At 41.2% G+C, this 20880-nt stretch carries 22 protein-coding genes; 11 read left to right on the top strand and 11 right to left on the bottom strand.

Translation table 11 applies throughout. The annotated features are described in order from the left end of the window. Positions 1-12: 12 nt before the first annotated feature. The 5 genes from leuD to fabR form a co-directional block, all read right to left on the bottom strand. Positions 13-612 (bottom strand): 3-isopropylmalate dehydratase small subunit, encoded by a 600-nt coding sequence (leuD, locus tag QL984_RS15120; protein ID WP_028834822.1) that lies wholly within the window; start codon positions 610-612, stop codon positions 13-15. Beyond that, the gene (gene leuC, locus QL984_RS15115; protein WP_008465616.1) at positions 612-2012 is read right to left on the bottom strand and encodes a 3-isopropylmalate dehydratase large subunit; all 1401 of its coding nucleotides are present in this window, start codon (positions 2010-2012) and stop codon (positions 612-614) included. Before leuC ends, leuD begins: the two co-directional genes overlap by 1 nt. A 56-nt stretch (positions 2013-2068) precedes the next feature. After that, complete coding sequence (gene leuB / locus QL984_RS15110) at positions 2069-3145, bottom strand: 3-isopropylmalate dehydrogenase (protein WP_138764176.1); 1077 nt, start codon at positions 3143-3145, stop codon at positions 2069-2071. Continuing rightward, positions 3142-4695: a 2-isopropylmalate synthase gene (leuA, locus tag QL984_RS15105; RefSeq protein WP_138764177.1), complete on the bottom strand. Its 1554-nt coding sequence runs from the start codon at positions 4693-4695 to the stop codon at positions 3142-3144. Before leuA ends, leuB begins: the two co-directional genes overlap by 4 nt. A 395-nt stretch (positions 4696-5090) precedes the next feature. After that, entirely contained in the window at positions 5091-5708 is a 618-nt protein-coding gene (gene fabR, locus QL984_RS15100) for an HTH-type transcriptional repressor FabR (RefSeq protein WP_013466159.1), read from the bottom strand. A gap of 130 nt (positions 5709-5838) precedes the next feature. Between fabR and QL984_RS15095 the strand changes: the two genes are divergently transcribed. Together QL984_RS15095 and sthA are read left to right on the top strand one after the other, a co-directional pair. Continuing rightward, positions 5839-6972, top strand: coding sequence for a fatty acid desaturase (locus QL984_RS15095; RefSeq protein WP_013466160.1), 1134 nt, complete (start codon positions 5839-5841; stop codon positions 6970-6972). Positions 6973-6985: 13 nt separating this feature from the next. Next, positions 6986-8416, top strand: coding sequence for a Si-specific NAD(P)(+) transhydrogenase (gene sthA / locus QL984_RS15090; protein ID WP_016900074.1), 1431 nt, complete (start codon positions 6986-6988; stop codon positions 8414-8416). Positions 8417-8489: 73 nt separating this feature from the next. On the opposite strand, the gene hemE is transcribed toward sthA, so the two are convergent. Continuing rightward, positions 8490-9554 carry a uroporphyrinogen decarboxylase gene (hemE, locus tag QL984_RS15085; protein ID WP_290172909.1) on the bottom strand — a complete coding sequence of 355 codons (1065 nt, stop codon included), beginning with the start codon at positions 9552-9554 and terminating at the stop codon, positions 8490-8492. A 507-nt stretch (positions 9555-10061) separates the two neighbouring features. Here hemE and QL984_RS15080 point away from each other — a divergent pair. Beyond that, on the top strand, positions 10062-10532 hold the full coding sequence (locus QL984_RS15080; RefSeq protein WP_013466164.1) for an Rsd/AlgQ family anti-sigma factor: 471 nt from the start codon (positions 10062-10064) through the stop codon (positions 10530-10532). A gap of 59 nt (positions 10533-10591) precedes the next feature. Here the strand turns inward: QL984_RS15080 and fkpA are convergent, their stop codons facing one another. Beyond that, the gene (fkpA, locus tag QL984_RS15075) at positions 10592-11344 is read right to left on the bottom strand and encodes an FKBP-type peptidyl-prolyl cis-trans isomerase (protein WP_013466165.1); all 753 of its coding nucleotides are present in this window, start codon (positions 11342-11344) and stop codon (positions 10592-10594) included. 195 nt (positions 11345-11539) lie between these two features. Here fkpA and QL984_RS15070 point away from each other — a divergent pair, with 195 nt between their 5' ends. Continuing rightward, complete coding sequence (locus QL984_RS15070) at positions 11540-12538, top strand: hypothetical protein (RefSeq protein ID WP_013466166.1); 999 nt, start codon at positions 11540-11542, stop codon at positions 12536-12538. After that, positions 12525-12740, top strand: a complete 216-nt coding sequence (locus QL984_RS15065) for a SlyX family protein (protein WP_013466167.1) — start codon at positions 12525-12527, stop codon at positions 12738-12740. Before QL984_RS15070 ends, QL984_RS15065 begins: the two co-directional genes overlap by 14 nt. A gap of 11 nt (positions 12741-12751) precedes the next feature. On the opposite strand, the gene QL984_RS15060 is transcribed toward QL984_RS15065, so the two are convergent. Further along, on the bottom strand, positions 12752-12955 hold the full coding sequence (locus tag QL984_RS15060) for a YheV family putative zinc ribbon protein (RefSeq protein WP_008114218.1): 204 nt from the start codon (positions 12953-12955) through the stop codon (positions 12752-12754). Between the two features lie 132 nt (positions 12956-13087). Here QL984_RS15060 and QL984_RS15055 point away from each other — a divergent pair, with 132 nt between their 5' ends. Both QL984_RS15055 and QL984_RS15050 read left to right on the top strand, forming a co-directional pair. Next, positions 13088-15007, top strand: a complete 1920-nt coding sequence (locus QL984_RS15055) for an ATP-binding cassette domain-containing protein (RefSeq protein WP_013466169.1) — start codon at positions 13088-13090, stop codon at positions 15005-15007. After that, entirely contained in the window at positions 14994-15410 is a 417-nt protein-coding gene (locus tag QL984_RS15050; RefSeq protein WP_013466170.1) for a TIGR02444 family protein, read from the top strand. Before QL984_RS15055 ends, QL984_RS15050 begins: the two co-directional genes overlap by 14 nt. Positions 15411-15487: 77 nt before the next feature. Here QL984_RS15050 and QL984_RS15045 read toward each other — a convergent pair whose 3' ends face one another. After that, positions 15488-15721 carry a helix-turn-helix transcriptional regulator gene (locus tag QL984_RS15045; RefSeq protein ID WP_013466171.1) on the bottom strand — a complete coding sequence of 78 codons (234 nt, stop codon included), beginning with the start codon at positions 15719-15721 and terminating at the stop codon, positions 15488-15490. Further along, complete coding sequence (locus QL984_RS15040) at positions 15714-16214, bottom strand: hypothetical protein (protein WP_013466172.1); 501 nt, start codon at positions 16212-16214, stop codon at positions 15714-15716. The genes QL984_RS15045 and QL984_RS15040 overlap by 8 nt, the downstream gene beginning before the upstream one ends. Before the next feature lie 588 nt (positions 16215-16802). Between QL984_RS15040 and QL984_RS15035 the strand changes: the two genes are divergently transcribed. The 4 genes from QL984_RS15035 (at position 16803) to QL984_RS15020 (ending at position 20374) form a co-directional block, all read left to right on the top strand. Continuing rightward, complete coding sequence (locus tag QL984_RS15035; RefSeq protein WP_036957066.1) at positions 16803-17795, top strand: hydrolase; 993 nt, start codon at positions 16803-16805, stop codon at positions 17793-17795. Continuing rightward, entirely contained in the window at positions 17792-18037 is a 246-nt protein-coding gene (locus QL984_RS15030) for a YheU family protein (protein WP_008114225.1), read from the top strand. The genes QL984_RS15035 and QL984_RS15030 overlap by 4 nt, the downstream gene beginning before the upstream one ends. Before the next feature lie 60 nt (positions 18038-18097). After that, positions 18098-19288: a dipeptidase gene (locus QL984_RS15025; RefSeq protein ID WP_036957064.1), complete on the top strand. Its 1191-nt coding sequence runs from the start codon at positions 18098-18100 to the stop codon at positions 19286-19288. A 174-nt stretch (positions 19289-19462) separates the two neighbouring features. Continuing rightward, positions 19463-20374, top strand: coding sequence for a hypothetical protein (locus tag QL984_RS15020; RefSeq protein WP_036957063.1), 912 nt, complete (start codon positions 19463-19465; stop codon positions 20372-20374). 158 nt (positions 20375-20532) lie between these two features. Here QL984_RS15020 and QL984_RS15015 read toward each other — a convergent pair whose 3' ends face one another. Further along, positions 20533-20673 (bottom strand): hypothetical protein, encoded by a 141-nt coding sequence (locus tag QL984_RS15015; protein WP_164907914.1) that lies wholly within the window; start codon positions 20671-20673, stop codon positions 20533-20535. Positions 20674-20880 lie beyond the last annotated feature (207 nt).

Below are 20880 nucleotides of genomic sequence, written 5' to 3'. Positions count from 1 at the left end.
ATATGTAAAAGGTTACTGCCACGGTCTCTCTGCGGCTAACTGCTTTTCAAACGCATCAATTTGCGGATTGAGGGTTTCGGTTACACCAATAAAGTCTAAGCCACTTAATAAACGCTCTTTCACGTCTTTGCGAATATCAAAGCGAATTGGCGCAAACTTATTGCTGGTAAGTAACTGGTTTTCAAGATCCACATCAATGTGAATATCGTCGTGCTGCTCACTTAACACAAATAACTCTTCCAGCGTTTGCGCTGGCAATGTAATAGCAAGCATTTGATTGTTACCACAGTTATTAAAGAAAATATCAGCAAAGCTTTCAGCTAAAATCACTTCAAACCCATATTGCTTTAATGCCCATGGTGCGTGCTCGCGTGATGAGCCACAGCCAAAATTATCGCGGGTTAATAATATTTGCGCACCTTGGTAACAAGGACGATTTAAAATAAATTCAGGGTTTGGCTCGCCATTATCTAAATAACGCCAATCGTAAAACAGTGCTGCATCAAAACCATCACGGCTGGTTGAAGTTAAAAACTGCTTAGGAATAATTTGGTCGGTATCGACGTTGTTTTTATCAAGTGGGGCCATTAAGCCGCTAAAATAGATGCTCATTAAGCTTCTCCTCTAATATCAACAAAGTGACCATGTATTGCAGCTGCTGCCGCCATTGCAGGGCTCACTAAGTGTGTACGCCCGCCGCGCCCTTGGCGACCTTCAAAATTACGATTCGAGGTGGAAGCACAGCGTTTACCAGCTCCTAAACGGTCATCGTTCATAGCTAAACACATCGAACAACCCGGCTCGCGCCACTCAAACCCTGCAGCTTTAAAAATATCGGCTAAGCCTTCATCTTCAGCTTGCTGCTTAACTAAGCCTGAGCCTGGAACAATCAGCGCTTCAATACCAGCTAAAACCTGTTTACCTTCAACAATTTTTGCTGCAGCGCGTAAATCTTCAATGCGGCTGTTGGTGCATGAGCCAATAAATACCGTGTCTACTTTGGCGCTTGATAGTTTATCGCCCGCTTTTAAGCCCATGTATTTAAGCGCACTGCGAATTGCATCGGCTTTAATTAAATCGGTTTCTTTATCTGGATCTGGAATACATTCATCAACGCCAATCACTTGCTCTGGATTAGTCCCCCAAGTAACTTGCGGTTGAATACTGCCTGCATCTAACTCTACTTCTAAATCAAAATGAGCACCATCATCCGTTTTTAAAGTTTCCCAGTAGGCAACAGCGGCATCAAAATCAGCACCTTTGGGTGCAAACGGGCGGCCTTTTAAGTACTCGTAAGTGATTTTATCTGGGGCAATTAAACCTGCCTTGGCACCCATTTCAATGCTCATGTTACACAATGTCATACGGGCTTCCATTGATAGAGCTTCTATGCCTTCACCACAAAATTCAGCCACATAGCCAGTGCCTCCAGCAGTGCCTAGCTTACCAATAACCGCCATAATTAAATCTTTAGCTGTTACTGTAGGGCGTAATACACCGTTAATTTGAATTTTTAACGACTTCGCCTTTTTTTGCTGTAGTGTTTGCGTAGCTAATACATGCTCAACCTCTGAGGTACCAATACCATGTGCCAAGGCACCAAACGCACCATGCGTTGAAGTATGACTATCGCCGCAGACTATAGTGGTACCTGGTAAAGTAATCCCCTGCTCAGGGCCAATAACATGTACTATGCCTTGGTTTACTGAATTTAAGTCGTACAGCAAAATGCCAAATTCTTTACAGTTTGCATCCAGTGCCATTAATTGATTTTTAGAGACTTCGCTGGCTGCATCCAGTGAACGACTTTTAGTTGAAACATTATGATCCATGGTGGCAATGGTTTTTTCTGGACAACGCACTTTACGATTTTTTTCACGTAAGCCTGCAAATGCTTGTGGTGACGTCACTTCGTGTACTAAATGACGGTCAATATAAAGTAAATCGGTTTGCTCATTAATGCTGGCAACGGTATGTGCTTGCCAAATTTTATTGTATAAGGTTTGGGCCACTTGCTAACTCCCTGATCTGATTGAGCCACAGCCTAACGGTGCTGTGGCTTTAATAATTAAATGCGTGAAACGATAGCCGCTGCAACATCGGTGGTGGTATAGCCGCCCTGCGGATAAATATCAGGCGTCCCCACACCCGCTTCAACCGCCTCTGCAACTGCTTTTTCAATGGTGCGAGCCGCTTCATCTTGTCCTAATGAATAACGTAACATTAATGCGGCACTTAAAATTTGTGCAATAGGGTTAGCGATCCCTTTTCCGGCGATATCGGGCGCTGAGCCACCCGCGGGTTCATACAAGCCAAAGCCTGATTGATTTAAGCTAGCCGAAGGTAATAGCCCCATAGAGCCGGTGATCATCGCGCATTCGTCCGATAGAATGTCGCCAAATAAGTTATCGCACAGTAATACATCAAACTGGCTAGGCTGTTTAACTAGCTGCATCGCTGCGTTATCTACATAAATGTAATCTAAGCTCACTTCAGGAAAGTCTTTACTGACTTCGGTTACCACTTCGCGCCACAGTACGCTTGATGCTAAAACATTGGCTTTATCAACCGAGGTTACATGATTGCTGCGCAATTTAGCGGCCTCAAAAGCAAAACGTGCAATACGCTCAATTTCTTTACGCGAGTATGTTTGGGTGTCAAATGCCGCTTCTTCAGCACCTTCGCCACTGCGACCTTTTTCACCAAAATAAATACCGCCAGTTAGCTCACGCACACACAAAATATCAAAGCCTTTTTCGCTAATATCAGCACGAAGTGGTGATGCAGCGCTTAATGCGGGTAACAATTGAGCTGGGCGTAAGTTACAAAACAAACCAAAGTGCTTTCGTAGTGGTAACAATGACGCGCGCTCTGGTTGATCATTTGGTGGTAAATGCTCCCACTTAGGGCCACCCACGGAGCCAAATAAAATAGCATCGGCGTTTACACAGGCTTTTAAAGTGGTATCAGGAAGTGCTTTGCCAAATTCATCAATGGCTGCGCCGCCAATCGCGTGGTGCTCACGGTTCAGAGTAAAACCAAATTTATCACTGACTGCGTCAAGTACTTGCTCTGCAGCTGCCATAACTTCTGGGCCAATACCGTCGCCTGCTAATACGGCAACGCTGTAATGTGTTTTACTCATCCTGCTTTCCTTTGTTGTTTTAAATCAGACACTTTTTGTGCTCGATAAATTAAGTTATAAACCCGAACCATAGCCCGTACTGAGGCTTCGACCACATCGGCCGCAATACCAGCACCGTGATAGGGACGACCATCATATTTAGCAATAATATTCACTTGCCCTAATGAGCTGGCGCCTTTGCCGGTGGCCTCTAAATTGTATTCAATCATTTCAACACTCATACCTGTTAAGCGCTCAATAGCAGCAAACGAAGCTTCAACTGGACCATTACCTGTTGCGGCTTCTTGTTTTGCTTCGCCATCAATCAGCAAGCCTATGGTTGAGCTGGCCACCGATTGTGAATTAGACGCAGAGTTAACAAACTCTAACTGGTACTTTTCGTCTTTGTCGTTAATTTGATTAAAGTAAATCATGGCCTCTAGGTCGTAGTCGTATACTGTGCCTTTTTGGTCAGCCAGCGCAACGAAACTTTGGTATAAGCTATCCATGTCGTAATCTGATTTTTGATAGCCTAATTCTTCTAAGCGGTGTTCTATAACATGACGGCCTGAACGTGAGGTCATATTTAATTGATTACTTGGTACGCCAACACTTTCTGGTGACATAATTTCATAAGTGTTTTGCGCTTTTAATACACCGTCTTGATGAATACCTGAGCTGTGAGCAAAGGCATTTTCGCCAACAATCGCTTTATTTGGCTGTACCGGCATATTACAAATTTTGGCTACCTGGCGAGAAGCGCGATAAATTTCTTCGCTTTTTATGTCGGTATATACGTTTAAGTGGTCTTTGCGCATTTTCATGATCATTGCCACCTCTTCAAGTGAACAGTTCCCCGCACGCTCCCCTATACCATTAATGGTGCATTCGATTTGGCGTGCACCGGCTTGCACTGCAGCAACCGAGTTAGCAACAGCTAAGCCTAAGTCGTTATGGCAATGTACACTTAAACGCGCTTTATCTATATTTGGCACGTTATTCATTAAATGACGGATCATTGCTGCGTATTCATCTGGGGTTACAAAACCGACTGTATCTGGCAAATTAATGGTTGAAGCGCCGGCGTTAATTGCTTGCTCAACAATTTTGCATAAATCCCAATGCGGTGTACGCCCCGCGTCTTCACACGAAAACTCAACATCATCGGTATAGTTACGCGCTAATTTAATAGATTTAACAGCCATTGCAGTGGCATCATCAAGGCTCATTCGCAACTTGTGTTCAAGATGAAGCGGGCTGGTTGCAATAAAAGTATGAATACGGCTTTGCTGTGCACTGCGAAGCGCCTCACCACAGGCTTCAATATCTTTGGCAACCGAGCGTGCTAAGCCACAAATAATAGGGCCTTTTACTTCAGTGGCAATTCGCTGCACTGAGCGAAAGTCAGCGGGGCTCGAAACCGGAAAGCCCACTTCCATGACATCCACATTTAAGCGGCTAATGGTATGCGCTAGTTGAATTTTATCATCTTCAGTCAAGCTTGCTTTAAGTGCCTGTTCGCCATCACGTAAGGTGGTATCAAAAATCCATACTTTATCTTGCTCTTGCATAACTGCCCCTCATTCCTGTGTTACCCAAATTTCGATTTATCCCTGCAGCGAGATAAAAAAAACCCCGCAATTGCGGGGTTTTGTTGTTTAGCTCAATGCAAACACACTAATCCCCGCTCACTTGCCACAGCAGTAAGAGGTTTAGTTTTAGTGTAATTAAACGATTAGTTTGCATTTGTTTTCTTGTGTGTGTGTCCAATGAGGCTTATTTTTATCATTGCAGCGCAGTAGGTGCAAGCATAAAAATGCCATAAAAATAATTACACAAGACTTTTAAGGGATTTTAAATTCAACAAATAGATAAAAAAGAGATAAAAAATTCAACTCCAGAGGACGTGGCGTTTAAATTAACAAGCACCGTAAAGTACAGTGCTTATTTTAACTTTTTTTAATATTTACTCTTTCTTTTCTGCGCGTACGTAATTTGACGCACCACGAGTAATATAGCGTAACTGCCAAATAACTCGCTCAATTAGCTCATCGCGTTGCTGACCTTCAATATCTAGCGCTTCGGCGCCAGCATTAAATACCAACGTAACCATAGCCTCTGCCTGAATATACGCATGAATCGCATCACAGGGCGTTTCGCTTTCTAAATAATGAGCAAGCTCTAAAATAAAGTGTTTCACTTCACGTGCTACTGCCGCTCTAAATGCTTTTGAGGTACCCGAGCGCTCACGCAGCAATAATCTAAATTGATTACTAGAGTTATCAATAAACTCCATAAAAGTAACCACAGAGGTGTTGATGACACTGCCGCCACTGGCTATTCGCCTACGAGCTTGACGCATCAGCTGACGCAGCGTTAAACCCGCTTCATCAACCATGGTTAAACCTAGCTCGTTCATATCTTTAAAGTGACGATAAAAAGAGGTGGGCGCAATACCGGCTTCGCGCGCTACTTCACGCAAGCTCAAATTTGAAAAGCTATGATCAGCACTAAGCTGATTAAAAGCAGCTTCAATTAATGCTTGTCGTGTTTTTTGTTTCTGTTGTGCTCTAACGCCCGACATCAACAGCTCCCTGAATGAATTTGTAATAAATTTTTAATTAAAAAAATAGCTAATAGTACAGTCTAATACTTGACGGCAGCAGATTGAAATATTATTTTAGCGTACAGTTGTACGCTGAGAAATGAGAAAGATGAAAAAACCACCACTTATATGGACCAACGTCCTTTTCTTTAGCCTGACGTTTTTGGCTGCTGTTACACTTGTACCTTGGTATGGGTTTAACTATGGCTTTACAGGCACACAATGGGCTGCTTTTGTAGCTTGCATGTTTTTCGCGGGATTATCGATCACTGCGGGTTACCATCGTTTATGGGCGCACAAAACCTACAACGCACACCCGGTCGTTGAATTTATTTTTGCCTTAGGCGGCGCGTTTGCTTTGCAAAACAGTGCGCTGCATTGGAGCAGCGATCATCGTATTCACCACGGTCAAGTTGATGACCCTGTAAAAGACCCTTATGCCGCTACCAACGGCTTTTGGTATAGTCACATAGGCTGGATGCTGCGCGACTACCAAGGCGATAGCTACGGTGATTACAGCAATTGCCGCGACCTACAACGCAATAAAATAGTGATGTGGCAACATAAACATTACTTAAAGCTGGTAGTTGCCATGAATGTTGGTTTACCACTGGTATTAGGTTTAATGTTAGGTGATGTGTGGGGCATGTTATTACTAACGGGACTACTTCGTTTAGTACTGAGCCAGCATTTTACCTTTTTTATTAACTCTGTTGCGCACATTTGGGGTTCTCGCCCTTACACAGAAAAAAATACCGCACGCGATAACGGCTTTTTAGCCTTATTTACTTATGGCGAGGGTTATCATAACTTTCATCATATTTTTGCTAGCGATTACCGCAACGGCATTAAGTGGTTTCATTACGACCCAACTAAATGGATGATCCGCTCGTTAGCTGCACTTGGTTTAGCGAGTAAATTAAAGCGCACACCGGTTGAGCGCATAGAAAAAGCTAAAGCAGAAACCTTGATGAGCAAAACACAAGGTCGCCTCGCAAAATTGCCTTTAGCGCAAGATAAGCTTACATTATTACAACAAGAGTACGATTTGTTGCTTAAAAAACTGCAAAATTATTGCTCATTACAAAAACAAGTGTTGGAAGCTAAAAAAAATAATATGGCAAAGCAGTGTGAAAAGTCGGCATTAATGGCACAATATCACGAGCTTGAGGCCGCCTGGGAAACACAAAAACAGGCATGGCTAGCACTTAATGCGAGGTTATTAAAAGCCTCTTTTAGTTAAAATAGGAGTGGCTGTGGCCAAACAACCAGAAAAGAAAAAAGTACCCGTGACATACCAATATGATGCAATCATTATTGGCACGGGTCCTGGCGGTGAAGGGACCGCTATGAACCTCTCTAAAAGTAACAAAAAAGTAGCGGTTATTGAACGCCAAACAGCCGTGGGTGGTGGCTGTGTACATTGGGGTACCATTCCTTCAAAGGCACTTCGTCATTCTGTTAGTCGCTACATTGAATACAAAGCAAATCCTTTATTTAACGTAGGCGAGCGTCCGGTAAGACTTACCTTTCCTGATATTTTACGCCATGCCAGTTCGGTAATTTCAAAGCAGTCAAACTTACGCAGCAGTTTTTACGATCGTAACCGCATTCATATGTTTCAAGGCGACGCTAGCTTTGTTGATAAGCACACTATTGAAATTAGACGTAATGACGGTTCTACTGAGCGCCTTACTGCACAAACGATTGTTATTGCTACCGGCTCACGACCTTATCGCCCACCAGGGGTGGATTTCACCCACTCACGAATTTACGAAAGTGACACTATTTTAGGCCTTGAACACGACCCGCATCGCGTACTTATATACGGCGCGGGTGTAATTGGTTGTGAATATGCGTCTATCTTTAAAGGGCTAGGTGCCAAAGTCGACTTAGTGAATACTCGCGATCGCTTATTGGCGTTCATGGATGCTGAAATATCTGATGCATTAAGCTATCACTTTTGGAATAGCGGTATTGTAATTCGTCATAACGAAGAGTTTGATCGCATTGAAACCCGTGATGACTGCGTTGTTATGCATTTAAAATCGGGCAAACGTGTTAAAGCTGACTGTATTTTATTTGCCAATGGCCGAACAGGTAACACTGATACCCTTAATTTAGAAGCCATTGGCTTAAAAGCAGATAGCCGCGGACAGATAAAAGTAAACGAAACCTACCAAACAGAAGTAGACAATGTATACGCGGTAGGTGATGTTATTGGCTATCCAAGCCTTGCGAGTGCTGCCTTTGATCAAGGTCGAATTGCCGCAGATGCCATCGCGTGTGGTAATTGTGATGAAAAGCTGATTATTGATATTCCAGCCGGTATTTATACTATTCCTGAAATGAGTTCTGTCGGTAAAACAGAGCAGCAATTAACTGCTGCAAAAGTACCGTATGAAGTGGGACGTGCGCAATTTAAACATTTAGCCCGCGCGCAAATTGCAGGCACCGATGTGGGCAGTTTAAAAATATTATTTCATACAGAAACCAAAGAAGTACTCGGCGTGCACTGCTTTGGTGAGCGTGCCTCTGAAATTGTGCATATTGGCCAAGCTATTATGGAACAAAAAAATGGTGGCAACACCATCGACTACTTTGTAAATACCACGTTTAACTACCCAACGATGGCAGAAGCCTACCGAGTTGCGGCGTTAAATGGTTTAAATCGCTTGTTTAAGTAATATTAAGCACTAGGTAACAAAAAGCCCGCTTGAATCAAGCGGGCTTTTTTAATAACTCATCGTTATTTAGAAACTATTTATGATATTGCGCACTTAATTCATGCACGGCGTTAATGAATACACCGGCATTTTCTGGGTCAACATCTGGTGTAATACCGTGGCCTAAATTAAATACATGGCCATTGCCAGTACCAAAGTCTTCTAAAATAGTACCAACCTCTTGGCGAATACGATCAGGCGTACCATGAAGCATTGATGGGTCCATATTACCTTGCAGTGCAACTTTATCGCCAACACGACGTTTAGCATCACCAATGTTAATAGTCCAATCTAAACCTACTGCGTCACAGCCCGTTGCGGCAATCGCTTCAATCCACTGACCACCATTTTTGGTAAATAAAGTAACCGGTACTTTACGGCCATCGTATTCACGAATTAAGCCATCAACAATTTTATGCATGTATTGCAATGAAAACTCATTGTAATCACGCGGGCTTAGTACACCGCCCCATGAGTCAAATACCATTAGCGATTGCGCACCCGCTTTAACTTGCGCGTTTAAGTAATCTATCACCGAATCAGCTAGTTTATCGAGTAATAAATGCAGTGTTTGCGGCTCAGCAAACGCCATTTTTTTGATTTGACCAAATACTTTACTGCTACCACCTTCAACCATGTAAGTTGCAAGTGTCCAAGGCGAACCAGAAAAACCAATTAATGGCACTTCGCCTTTAAGTTCACGACGAATAGTGCTCACTGCGTTCATTACATAGCCAAGCTCATCGGTAGGATCAAGTTTAGGAATTTTTTTAACATCAGCTAGTGACGAAATTGGGCGTTCAAACTTAGGGCCTTCGCCTGTTTCGAAGTACAAGCCTAATCCCATTGCATCGGGAATAGTTAAAATATCACTAAACAAAATAGCTGCATCTAATGGGTAACGGCGCAAAGGCTGTAATGTTACTTCACAGGCTAACTCAGCATTTCTACACAGGCTCATAAAATCGCCCGCTTGTGCACGTGTAGCACGGTATTCAGGTAAATAACGTCCTGCTTGACGCATCATCCATACCGGCGTGACATCAACAGGTTGCTTGGCAAGGGCACGTAAATAACGGTCGTTTTTTAATTCGCTCATAGCGTATAGAGTCCTAGGGCTTTTAGAAATTGTGCAAGATTGTACCACCATATTCACGCCCCCTCTATCGCTAAGCGATTAAATCGCTACAGAGTAGCGCTAGATCAAGTAATTTTTAATTTTCATGTTACTTTGTACATAAAACAACCAAACAAACGTTAATAATAAAAACTTTTCATTAAACTATTTGCAACATCTAAAAAAGCTTGATATTGTATCTCCCGCGTTAACAAAACAATAACAAAAATTGTTAATATAAAAATAATAAAAATCTCTAATAAAAATAAGAATGCTTGTTTAAACAAGTCTAATAAAGAAATTAAACCACCGTAATAGGTGGTTTTTTCTTGCCTGGAATAAATTACTTACAACTTATACCCTTAAACAAAATTCCCTCTGGTATTACATCTATTTTACTTGTTGATATACACGCCAATTAAATATATCTTGGATAACATAAGTTTTATTTTTAATTTAAAAAATCCAACCCAGCTTAGGAGAAGAATTATGCTGAAGCGTGTAGAAAAAGCTCAACAAAAGTGGGGGGGTAGCCATACGGTCATCGATAATTGGTTAAACGAACGCCAAGAGTTGATTGTGCTTTACTGTAAAATTGCAGGCTTTTCACCTTATGAGAAAAAAGATCAGTCTTTGCCTGAACCATCACAAATTCAGGCATTTTGCCAAATTTTAATGGATTATTTATCTGCCGGCCACTTTGAAGTGTACGACGATATTGCTAAAGCCTGCGAAAAGAAAGGCCTAGAAAGCCAGCAACTCGCTAATACGATATACCCACGTATTTCAGATACCACTGACATCGCTCTGGATTTCAACGATAAGTACGCTGAGGTAGACGCTGAAGATTTACTAGAAGGCTTTGATAACGATCTTTCAGTAATGGGTGAAGCACTCGAAGCGCGCTTTGCACTTGAAGATGAGCTGATTGATAACTTATTTTCTAATCACACTGACTAATTAGTTATTCAACGTAATAAAAAAGGGACCTAAGGTCCCTTTTTTATTATCTATAACGCTTATTCTGCAGCGGCAGCTGCTGCATCATTTTGAATTTCTAATAATTCAACTTCAAAAATGAGTGTTGAATTAGCAGGAATTTTACCTAAGTCACGATCGCCGTAAGCAAGGTCTGAAGGAATAGTAAATTTGTACTTAGACCCTACAGGCATAAGTTGTAAACCTTCAGTCCAACCAGGAATTACACGGTTTAGTGGGAACGTTGTCGGCTCGTTACGTGAGTAAGAGCTATCGAACTCAGTACCGTCTAACAATGTGCCTTTATAATGTACTTTAACCACATCAGTTGCTACTGGTTTTGCGCCTTCGCCTTCGCTCATTACTTCGTACTGTAAACCAGACTCAGTAACCATCACGCCTTCTTTTTTAGCGTTATCAGCTAGGTATTTTTCACCTTCAGCTTTGCTTTTTTCAGACTCTACTTTTGCTTTTTCTTCTTGTTTAGTACGCACTGATTCGTCTAATGCTGTTAGTACTTCACGAATTTTCTCTTCGTCAATTTTTGCATTACCCGCAAGTGCATCTTCAAAGCCTCGCATTAATAAAGCTTGGTCTAATTCAATACCAATTTCTTTTTTATCCGCTAGGTCTTTATTTAAAAAGTTACCCACAGATGCACCAATACCGTACGCTTGTTGCTGTGCTACAGTATCTAGCTTAACGTCTGCTTGCTCTTTTTTTGCTTCTTGATTACAAGCTGTAAGCGCTAAAACTGACGCTGCAATCAATGACAATTTAATCGTCTTTCTCATTTTAAATCTCCGACACACTTTGCAGTTGCCATTTATTGTAATATTACTAGTTAAAGATTAACGGCCTACATGGTAGGCTGCTTGTTTAATAGCTAAACTAAAAACATATCCAGTGATTAGACAAACAACCTAGGCGTTTAACGAGACCTAGTCTAACCTCTCAGTCACTAAGAGTTAAGAGGAAATACCTGTAATATGTCGTTATTTCGTACTTTTTTAGTCGCCACTTGCTGTTTATTAACAATTGCATGTAGTGATGAAAAACAACAAGCAGTGGCCAGTTTTGAGCACACTGCACAGGGCGCCTTTTCATCTGCGTTATCGCACGATGGTCAATACAGCTTAGTGTCTTCTATCCATCATGGGGTCGCCCTTTGGGATAATCAACAGCAAGCGCTTAAATACCAATGGTTTCAACAGCAGGCTGAAGATAGCTTAGTTTATGCCGTAGCCATTGCTTTTGATAATAGCGTGGCTGTTACCGCCGAAAAAACCACCTTTGCGGTCTGGGATATTGCCACCGGCAAAAATAAAGGCTTTTATAAAATACAAAAAGCCAGCATTCGCGATATTGCCATTAGCAACCAAGGCCAAAGTGTTGTTTACGGGCGCAGCGATGGCGTTGTGGTATTTATAAACCTTAACACAGGTAGGCGCATTGAATTTTTAGGCCATCAAGAAAAAGTAAATACCGTTGACCTATCACCCAACGGGCGCTATGCACTAAGCGGCTCTAACGATTATGTTGCCTACTTATGGGATACTCAAAGTGGGCAAGTAGTTCATCGCTTTAATCACCCAACCCGAGTAACGCAGGTCGCTTTAGATCCTCAAGGGCGCTATGCTTTTACCGCCGACAGTATGGCACAAGCAAATGTATGGAAGCTGACTACAGGTGACCTTGTTAGTAAACTAAAGTATATTGCGCGTCAGAAAATTTTTACCGCAGTGCGCTTTAACGATCAAGGCACTTTATTAGCAACCGGTTCACCCAATAAACGGGTTGATTTATGGCAGCTAACCAGCGGTGAAAAAATTCAAACATGGCAAGTCACTCCGCGAGAAGGCAGTAAGCCCAAATCGGCAGTGGTACTTGATGTGGCATTTACAGATAACGGTAAATCATTGTTAACTGAAAGCTCGAGCGGAATCGCTGAGCGCTTTATTATACGAGAACCAAATGAACACAATTGAACATCGGCTAATGGAACTTGAGGCTAAAGTGGCTTTTCAAGACGAAACAATTGAAATTTTGAATGATGAAATAAAAGTTCACCAGCAACAGTTGGCAAAAATAAAGCGCCAAACCGAATTGCTGGCTGAAAAACTTAAAGAGTCGCAAGCATCGCAACCTATGATGTCGAATATGCCGGAGCCTCCGCCACCGCATTACTAAACTGTTTAGGTTTAGTCGCCTGGATTAAACACGCCAATGATCTGTTCAAATTGGCGTGTTGATGCCTGCACAGCCTGCTCTGGTTGAGCCATTTTGTGACCACACTGCATACATTCAACTTTTTCTACGTCATGCTCTTTGTAGAGCATTAACATATCCATGGTTTTACACTCAGGACACGTTGCTCCAGCAATAAATCGTTTTTTATGTTTCACTTCGTTTTTCCTACCATTTTGACTGACGTTATTTTATCGCAATATTTGCCTACTTGATACGATTGATATAGCTAATAAGATCCGTGTTATAATGGCCGCAATTCAATCAAGGCACAGTAAAGTAACGTATTTATGATCCAAATCTCAGAAATAGAACTGCTTCGCGGTGGCAAAGCTTTATTAAAAAATGCATCGGCTACATTATTTCCAGAGCACAAAGTAGGCCTTGTTGGTGCTAATGGCTGTGGTAAGTCAACGCTATTTAGTTTATTAAAGTCTGAGCTTTCGTTGGATGGCGGTAATTGCAGTATTCCTAAAGATTGGTCACTGGCCTCAGTAAAACAAGAAACCCCCGCCCTTGAAATAAGCGCTATAGATTACGTACTGCAAGGCCACCCTGAATATTATGCGCTACGAATTGCTTTGCGTGAAGCTGAGCAAACCAATGATGGCGACACTCAAGCTAAAGTGCATATTCAGCTTGAAAATATTAAAGGCTATAGCATAGAAGCCAAGGCAGGAGAGCTATTACATGGCTTAGGGTTTGCTAATAACCAAATAGAAAACCCAGTAAGTGCATTTTCGGGTGGTTGGCGTATGCGTTTAAACTTAGCCCAAGCGCTTATTCGCGATGCCGACTTGCTGTTACTGGATGAGCCTACAAACCACCTTGATTTAGATGCTGTGTATTGGCTTGAGCGTTTTTTACGTGCCTACACTGGTACATTGGTACTGATATCTCATGACCGAGAGTTTTTAGATGCGGTGGTTGATCAAATTTGGCATATAGATAAACAACTTATCAATGTATATAAAGGCAATTACTCGCAGTTTGAACGCCAAAAAGCTGAGCGTTTATTACAGCAACAAGCCATGTTTGAAAAACAACAAGATCAAATTGCCCACTTAGAGCAATTTATTACTCGTTTTAAAGCTAAAGCCAGTAAAGCCAAACAGGCACAAAGCCGCGTTAAAGCGCTAGAACGCATGGAAAAACTTGCCCCTGCACATGCTGACTCGCCATTTGATTTTGAATTTGCCGAGCCAACCGCTCTGCCTAACCCGCTAATGACACTCGACAAAGCTAAAGCCGGTTATGGTGATGTGACCATTTTAAACAGTATTAAGCTGAACTTAGTGCCAGGTAGCCGTATCGCGCTGCTTGGTAGAAATGGCGCAGGTAAATCAACACTTATTAAGCTGCTCTCTGGTGACTTACAACCTCAAGCAGGTGAAGTGTTTCAGCATCAGGGGTTAAACATTGGCTACTTTGCGCAGCATCAATTGGAATCACTTGATTTAAAAGCCAGTGCCGTCACTCATCTGCAACGTTTAAACCCTAAAGCCAGCGAACAATCACTGCGTGACTTTTTAGGCGGCTTTGCCTTTGTAGGCGATAAAGCACTCGACCCTGTTGCCCCTTTTTCAGGCGGCGAAAAAGCGCGCTTAGTGCTAGCTATGTTAGTCTATCAAAAGCCAAACTTACTGTTACTCGATGAGCCAACCAACCACCTTGATTTAGAAATGCGCCACGCATTGGTTATGGCATTACAAGGCTTTGAAGGCGCTATGGTCACGGTATCGCATGATCGCCACATGCTTAAAAACACCGCTGATGAATTTTACTTAGTTGATAACGGCGAAGTTACTCAGTTTGGTTACGACCTAGACGCGTATTATCAGTGGCTGCTTAATGCTAATAAAGAAGCCGCTAAAAGCGACACCGATGACGAGCCAAAAGCCCACTCACAAGTAAACCGAAAAGAGCAAAAGCGCTTAGAGGCCGAGTTTAGAAAAGCGATTCAACCGCTTAAAAAGCAAATTGAAAAGCTTGAAAAACAATTGGATAAATTTGCTGCAGAATTAGCTGACGTTGAAGAGGCGCTCGGCGATAACACACTTTATAACGATGAAAATAAAGCTAAGCTCAAAGAGCTAATTACCAAGCAAGCCACACTTACGCCTAAGCTTAATAATGTTGAAGAAGAGTTATTAATGGCCCTTGAAGAGATGGAACAAAAAGAACAGGCATTCGCCGATGAACTTGCTTAACAGCAACGATTTTTGGCAGTTTGCATGTCAGCTTTATAGCGAAGATGGCATGCAAGCGCGCCTGTTAGATTACCAAAACCTGCAAGGTAAAAACGTCAACCTATGCTTGTTGCTGTATTACTTAGATTCTCTCAATCTAGCTATTAACCAAACACAGCTGAGCAAGCTTGAACAATCTATTAGTGAATTTGAGCAGCAGGTATTAAAGCCTCTACGTACTACCCGCGCCTATTTAAAAACAATTCAAACCGAGATTACCGATTACGCCGCAATTCGAAAAGCACTTCTCGGCGCCGAGTTGAAGTTAGAAAAGCAGCAACAAATAATATTGATTGATGTAGTTAATAGTATGGATTTAACAGCCTGTTCAACGCCCAATAACAGCGATAAATATTTGGCATGATTTTTCACCATTATTTTCATCATATCACTTATATTATGAATATTAGCTCGTAATATACGTGGTTACTTTGGTTTGTTTTATAAACCAAGCTGCATATCTTTGGCTTTGTATTGAAACACCTCTTCTAATGGCAAGTTAAAAACTATAGAAATTTTAAAAGCCACTTCTAGAGAGGGTGAATATTTATTTGCCTCAATTGCCATTACCGTTTGCCGAGTTACACCAATAGCATCTGCTAATTGCTTTTGCGTCATTTCATCGCGTAAAAAGCGTAATGTTCGAATAGAGTTAGTTATTACATACTCACTCATAAATATTACCCGTTCTACCTTTATAAAGCTGCGCTATATAGTTGACTATTTCGGCAATCAAAAAAGCACCTACCATGACGTGCATTGGTAAGTATGGAATATTATATTCAATGGCTGGGCCCCAGTTATTAGCTTCAATTTGATACTGAACAATAGCAACACAAATTCCCGTCTGTAATATTATGGCCTTATATTTATAACCCACTAAATTTATTTGCTTTTCTCTCACATCAGGTGGCTGATTTAATTCATTATCACTGATAAATGAAAGTAATAAATAGCTCAATACTATAAGTATCACAGAATAAATTAACACCTGTAGCAATAAACCAGATAACCAAGAAACAGAACTAAGCTGCTGCGTACTCGCATTCATTAGGCTGTTTACATAAAAGTAAGATATGTACACGCTTACTAGTAAATCGATACTCAGCGTCAGTTCTCTAAAACTTATGCTTTGTAAAAATTCTTTAAAGTGCTCTGAACGAGTCATATAAAGCTAACCCCAAGTAAAATATTTTTGACTTTAAAACTATAAGTTCACTCCTTAGCCATGTCAAATATATTTAACACTAGGTTTATTTTATTTAACCTAAAACAAAGCAACGGTTATTCAAAGCTGAACTTTGCTGACCATCTTTATTATAAAAGTGATTAAAAAATCGCAGATAATTTACTAAAAAGTGCAAAATCGACTTAACTTTATTGATCAAAATCAACATCTGCATTGCCCATTTTATAATCTTTTAAATAGCTTGATCTGGATCATATCAAGCCCTGCCAAGCCAGCCTATGATTAACCCATAGACATCAGGAGGCCATTATGGACGTATTCTTTAGAGATTTTTTTAGCGACCCAGTACTATTTTTATCATTTGGATTTTTAGGCGTCGTTATTAGTTTATGCCTCTTCTTTGTGTATTTTTTCATGAAAAAAGTACACGATGCAGATATTAAAGAACAGCATTAAGCACGACGCACAAAGCGCCTTATTAGTTTACTGATTAGGCGCTTTTTATTTTTAAATATAAAAAATTTGCTACACTAGCGCTTCGTTTATTGCAAAGTGCGTAGTACAGACATGATCCCTAAGTTCAAACCCGCATGGTGGATGACCAACCGACACGTTCAAACCATAATGCCGCGTTTTTTTCGCCCTTTTCACCATACTCGCTACGAACTTGCGCAACTTGATACACCCGATGGTGACTTTATTGAGCTTGCTTGGTCACTCCCGCATAACGAAACGGCGCCGCTCGCAGTGGTACTTCATGGACTTGAAGGCAACATAAATAGTTTTTATGCCAAAGGCATGATGAAAGCATTAAAAAAGCAAGGGTTTGCAGTGGTGCTAATGCACTTTAGAAACTGCTCAACCGAAGTCAATCGCTTGCCAAGAGCCTACCATAGTGGCGACACTGCCGATTTAGCCTTTTTTATAAACCATTTAAAACAGCAATTTCCAAAGCGCCCGATTGTGGCTGTCGGCTTTTCATTGGGTGGTAATGTGCTGGCTAAATATTTAGGGGAAGAACACATTCACTGCCCGCTTAGTGCAGCCGCTGTGATATCTGCGCCCTATGATTTGTCATCATCCAGTGATGTTATTCGTAAAAGCTTAGGTAAAGTTTATCAAAAATATTTGCTCGATCGGATGAAAAAGTCGATGCAACGCAAACTCCCACAAATTAAACAGCAGATACCGATCACCACCGATCAGTTAATGGAAATTGACGATTTATTAGAGTTCGATAACCAGCTTACAGCACCGCTACATGGCTTTGAAAATGCGCACGACTACTACAAAAAAGCCAGTGCTATGCCGTATTTAAAAGATATTGCGACACCCACACTAATTATTCATGCCAAAGACGACCCTATGCTGTCGATTAAAGCAGTTCCAAGTAGTCAGGATGTAAGTAAGCATGTTACGCTGCGCATCTCAGAGAGGGGCGGCCACGTAGGTTTTATTAGCGGTAACAACCCATTTAAACCCGTGTTTTGGTTAGAGCAAGTGGTGCCTGATTATTTTAAGCAATGTGTATTTAATAACACCGATAAAGAGTGGCTATGATTATTCCTTTTGAACAACTTGATAAAGACACACTGTACAACCTAATTGAAAGCTACGTTTTGCGCGAAGGCACTGACTATGGCGAACAAGAGTTCAGTATTGAAAGTAAAGTAGCGCAAGTAAATCAGCAATTAAAAAGCGGCGAAGCTATGGTATTTTTCTCTGAGCTACATGAGTCGGTCACCATAATTTCTAAAAGTGAATTCAAAGCACTACAGAGTGAAGCGCAATTCGACGAGTAAACTTGTCAGACACGGCGTAAAAATAGACAATGGCTTTTTTAACTTAAAGAGCCATTATAAATGATAAAACTAAGCTCAATAGTTATTGCAATGTCGATTGCATTAACAGGTGCAGTACACGCAGAAATTACTCCCTCGGATAAAGCAATTAAGCTTGCACACGATACCATTTTAATCGATACCCACATTGATGTACCTTACCGTATTCACGCAAAATGGGCTGATGTAACTAAAGCTACTGATGGCGGCGATTTTGATTACCCTCGTGCAGTAAAAGGCGGTTTAAACGCGCCATTTATGTCGATTTATATTCCTGCTCATTTAGAGTTTGAAGGCAAAGGCAAAAGCTTTCAATTAGCGAATCAACTTATTGATGGTATGGAAGCAATAGCACAACGTGCACCTGACAAGTTTGCCATTGCCAGCTCAACAAGCGATATCGAAGCACAATTTAAGCAAGGTAAAATGTCGATTGCTATGGGCATGGAAAACGGCTCACCCATTGAAGGCGATTTAAACAACCTACAGCATTTTTTTGACCGTGGTGTGCGCTATATCACCCTTGCACACTCGCAAAGCAACCATATTTCTGACTCATCATACGATATTCGTCGCAAGTGGAAAGGCCTAAGCCCATTTGGTAAAGAACTAGTAAAAGAGATGAATAACATCGGCATGCTGATTGATGTGTCTCATATCTCGGACGATGCGTTTTATCAAGTGATGGAACTGTCTAACACCCCTGTGATTGCATCACACTCATCACTACGTAAATACACACCAGGTTTTGAGCGTAATATGAATGACGACATGTTATTAGCTCTTAAAAAGAACGGTGGTGTGATTCAAATTAACTTTGGTTCAAGCTTTGTTACTGCTAAAGCAGGTACGTGGGGCAAACAGTTAAAAAGTAAAAAAGAAGCGGTAAAAAAAGATGGTACTAAGTTAAGTAAAGATTTTGATGCGATGTACCGCGCTAAAAACCCTTACCCATTTGCAAGCTTAGAGCAAGTGCTTGATCATATTGATCACGTTGTGAAGTTAATTGGTATAGAGCATGTTGGTATTGGCTCTGATTACGACGGCGTAGGTGACTCACTGCCTATCGGTTTAAAAGATGTGTCTAGCTACCCCAATCTAGTTCAAGGTTTAATGGACAGAGACTACAGCGATAGCGATATTAAAAAGATTTTAAGCGGCAATACGCTAAGAGTGTGGAAGCAAGCTGAGCAATACGCAAAATCTCATTAAGCTTTACGCGCTAGGCTTAGGTCTAGCGCTTATAGCCACTTTAAACACCGTATTTCGCCACTCACGCCCCGCATTCTTAATTAACCCGTATATTTAACCCTCATTTAACACACTTTTTAACAGACTTATATTTCGAAAACAGATAAATTACCCATTTTAGAGGCTGATTATTTTATGACTATAAACAAAGGAACTATTGCGATTGCTATAGCAACACTTGCCTTGGTAATTTCATGCTACGGAACATTTTTTAAAGATCAGGCCAGTTCGCTTAATAAACCCAACCAGCAACAGCTAAGCTCCACAGTTTCTATTAGTACTCCTGCAGAATACCAGCAATCAAATGAAGCCCTAATTGACGAACTAAGCAAGAAAGTAAGTTCGCTACAACGCAAAATAGCAAACTTAAAACTGCACGCTAATGACTCTTATCAAGAACAAGATACCGACGAATTTAAGGAGCTTGTTCTTGACGTACTAGAGGAAAAACAGCAGCAAGAAGATGAAAAACGACGTGAGCAAAATCCTCTTTATAGCTTTTATGCAGATTTACCAGAAGACTATGATTTAAGGATCAAATCAGAACCTGATTATGCTAAACAAATAAACTCTCAATTAAGAGAGCAAACTTTAGATCCAAGCATCTCTGATTTAAATAGGTTAGCTGCACTGAGCCAACTGCAAATGAATATGTATATTCTAAATAAATCTACTATGCCTGAGTATGACTATGAAGTAGTGGGTAACATTTTAAATTTAGCGAACAACAGTAGTGACGAAAAGTTTAAAATTCAAGCTGTTGAGTTATCAACTCAAACACCGGTACTTGATTACCGCCTTGCAGAGCAGTTTACAAACTTGTTAGAGCAAGACTCGAATGATTATATCCGTCGCTTAGCTGCACAAGGGTTGATGGCGCAATACTACCAAGCTCAAAATAAACAAGGTGGTTATACGAAGCAAATGGCGCAACATCTACTTTCAGTTTATGACAATACCTCTGACAATGCAGTCAGGGCAACGCTTGACGAAATGATGGGTAACCAAGATATGCTTGATGAATTACGTAAGAATGCTGGTTACTAACTAATTAAGTCCATACTCCTACTTTGTTACAGCGATAACATTAATAATTACATTTTACCTCAGGCATAAAAAAACCGAGACTGAGCTCGGGTTTTATTAATGCTTAATGCATTACAACTAATGATTACTCTACGATAGTTGCTACAAAGCACCGATGCCTAAGTAAGTGCGCCACCTTCATGCTTTATCCTCTGAGTTCGATAAAACTCAACCCATGCTACGATGATCAAATTAATACCGCTTTGCTCTGCCTGAAGCCTCGCACCTAATACCTGAAACCTGTATTTTTCTTGAGACATTAAAAAGCCCGACGCTAAGCTCGGTTTTTTTCGTATTAATTAGCTAGGCTAATTATTACTCGTTGAACGTTGCGACAAAGCACCTACCCCTAAGGTAAGAGCGCCACCTTCACATGAAGTAAATTGCAGACATTAAAAAACCCGAGGCTAAGCTCGGGTTTTTTCGTATTAATTAGCTAGGCTAATTATTACTCGTTGAACGTTGCT

Origin of the sequence: Pseudoalteromonas sp. APC 3495 (assembly GCF_030407645.1) — a bacterium.
Lineage (GTDB): Bacteria > Pseudomonadota > Gammaproteobacteria > Enterobacterales > Alteromonadaceae > Pseudoalteromonas > Pseudoalteromonas tetraodonis.
The sequence above is the reverse complement of the archived record's forward strand: the minus strand, read 5'-3'. Positions and strand labels throughout refer to the sequence as shown.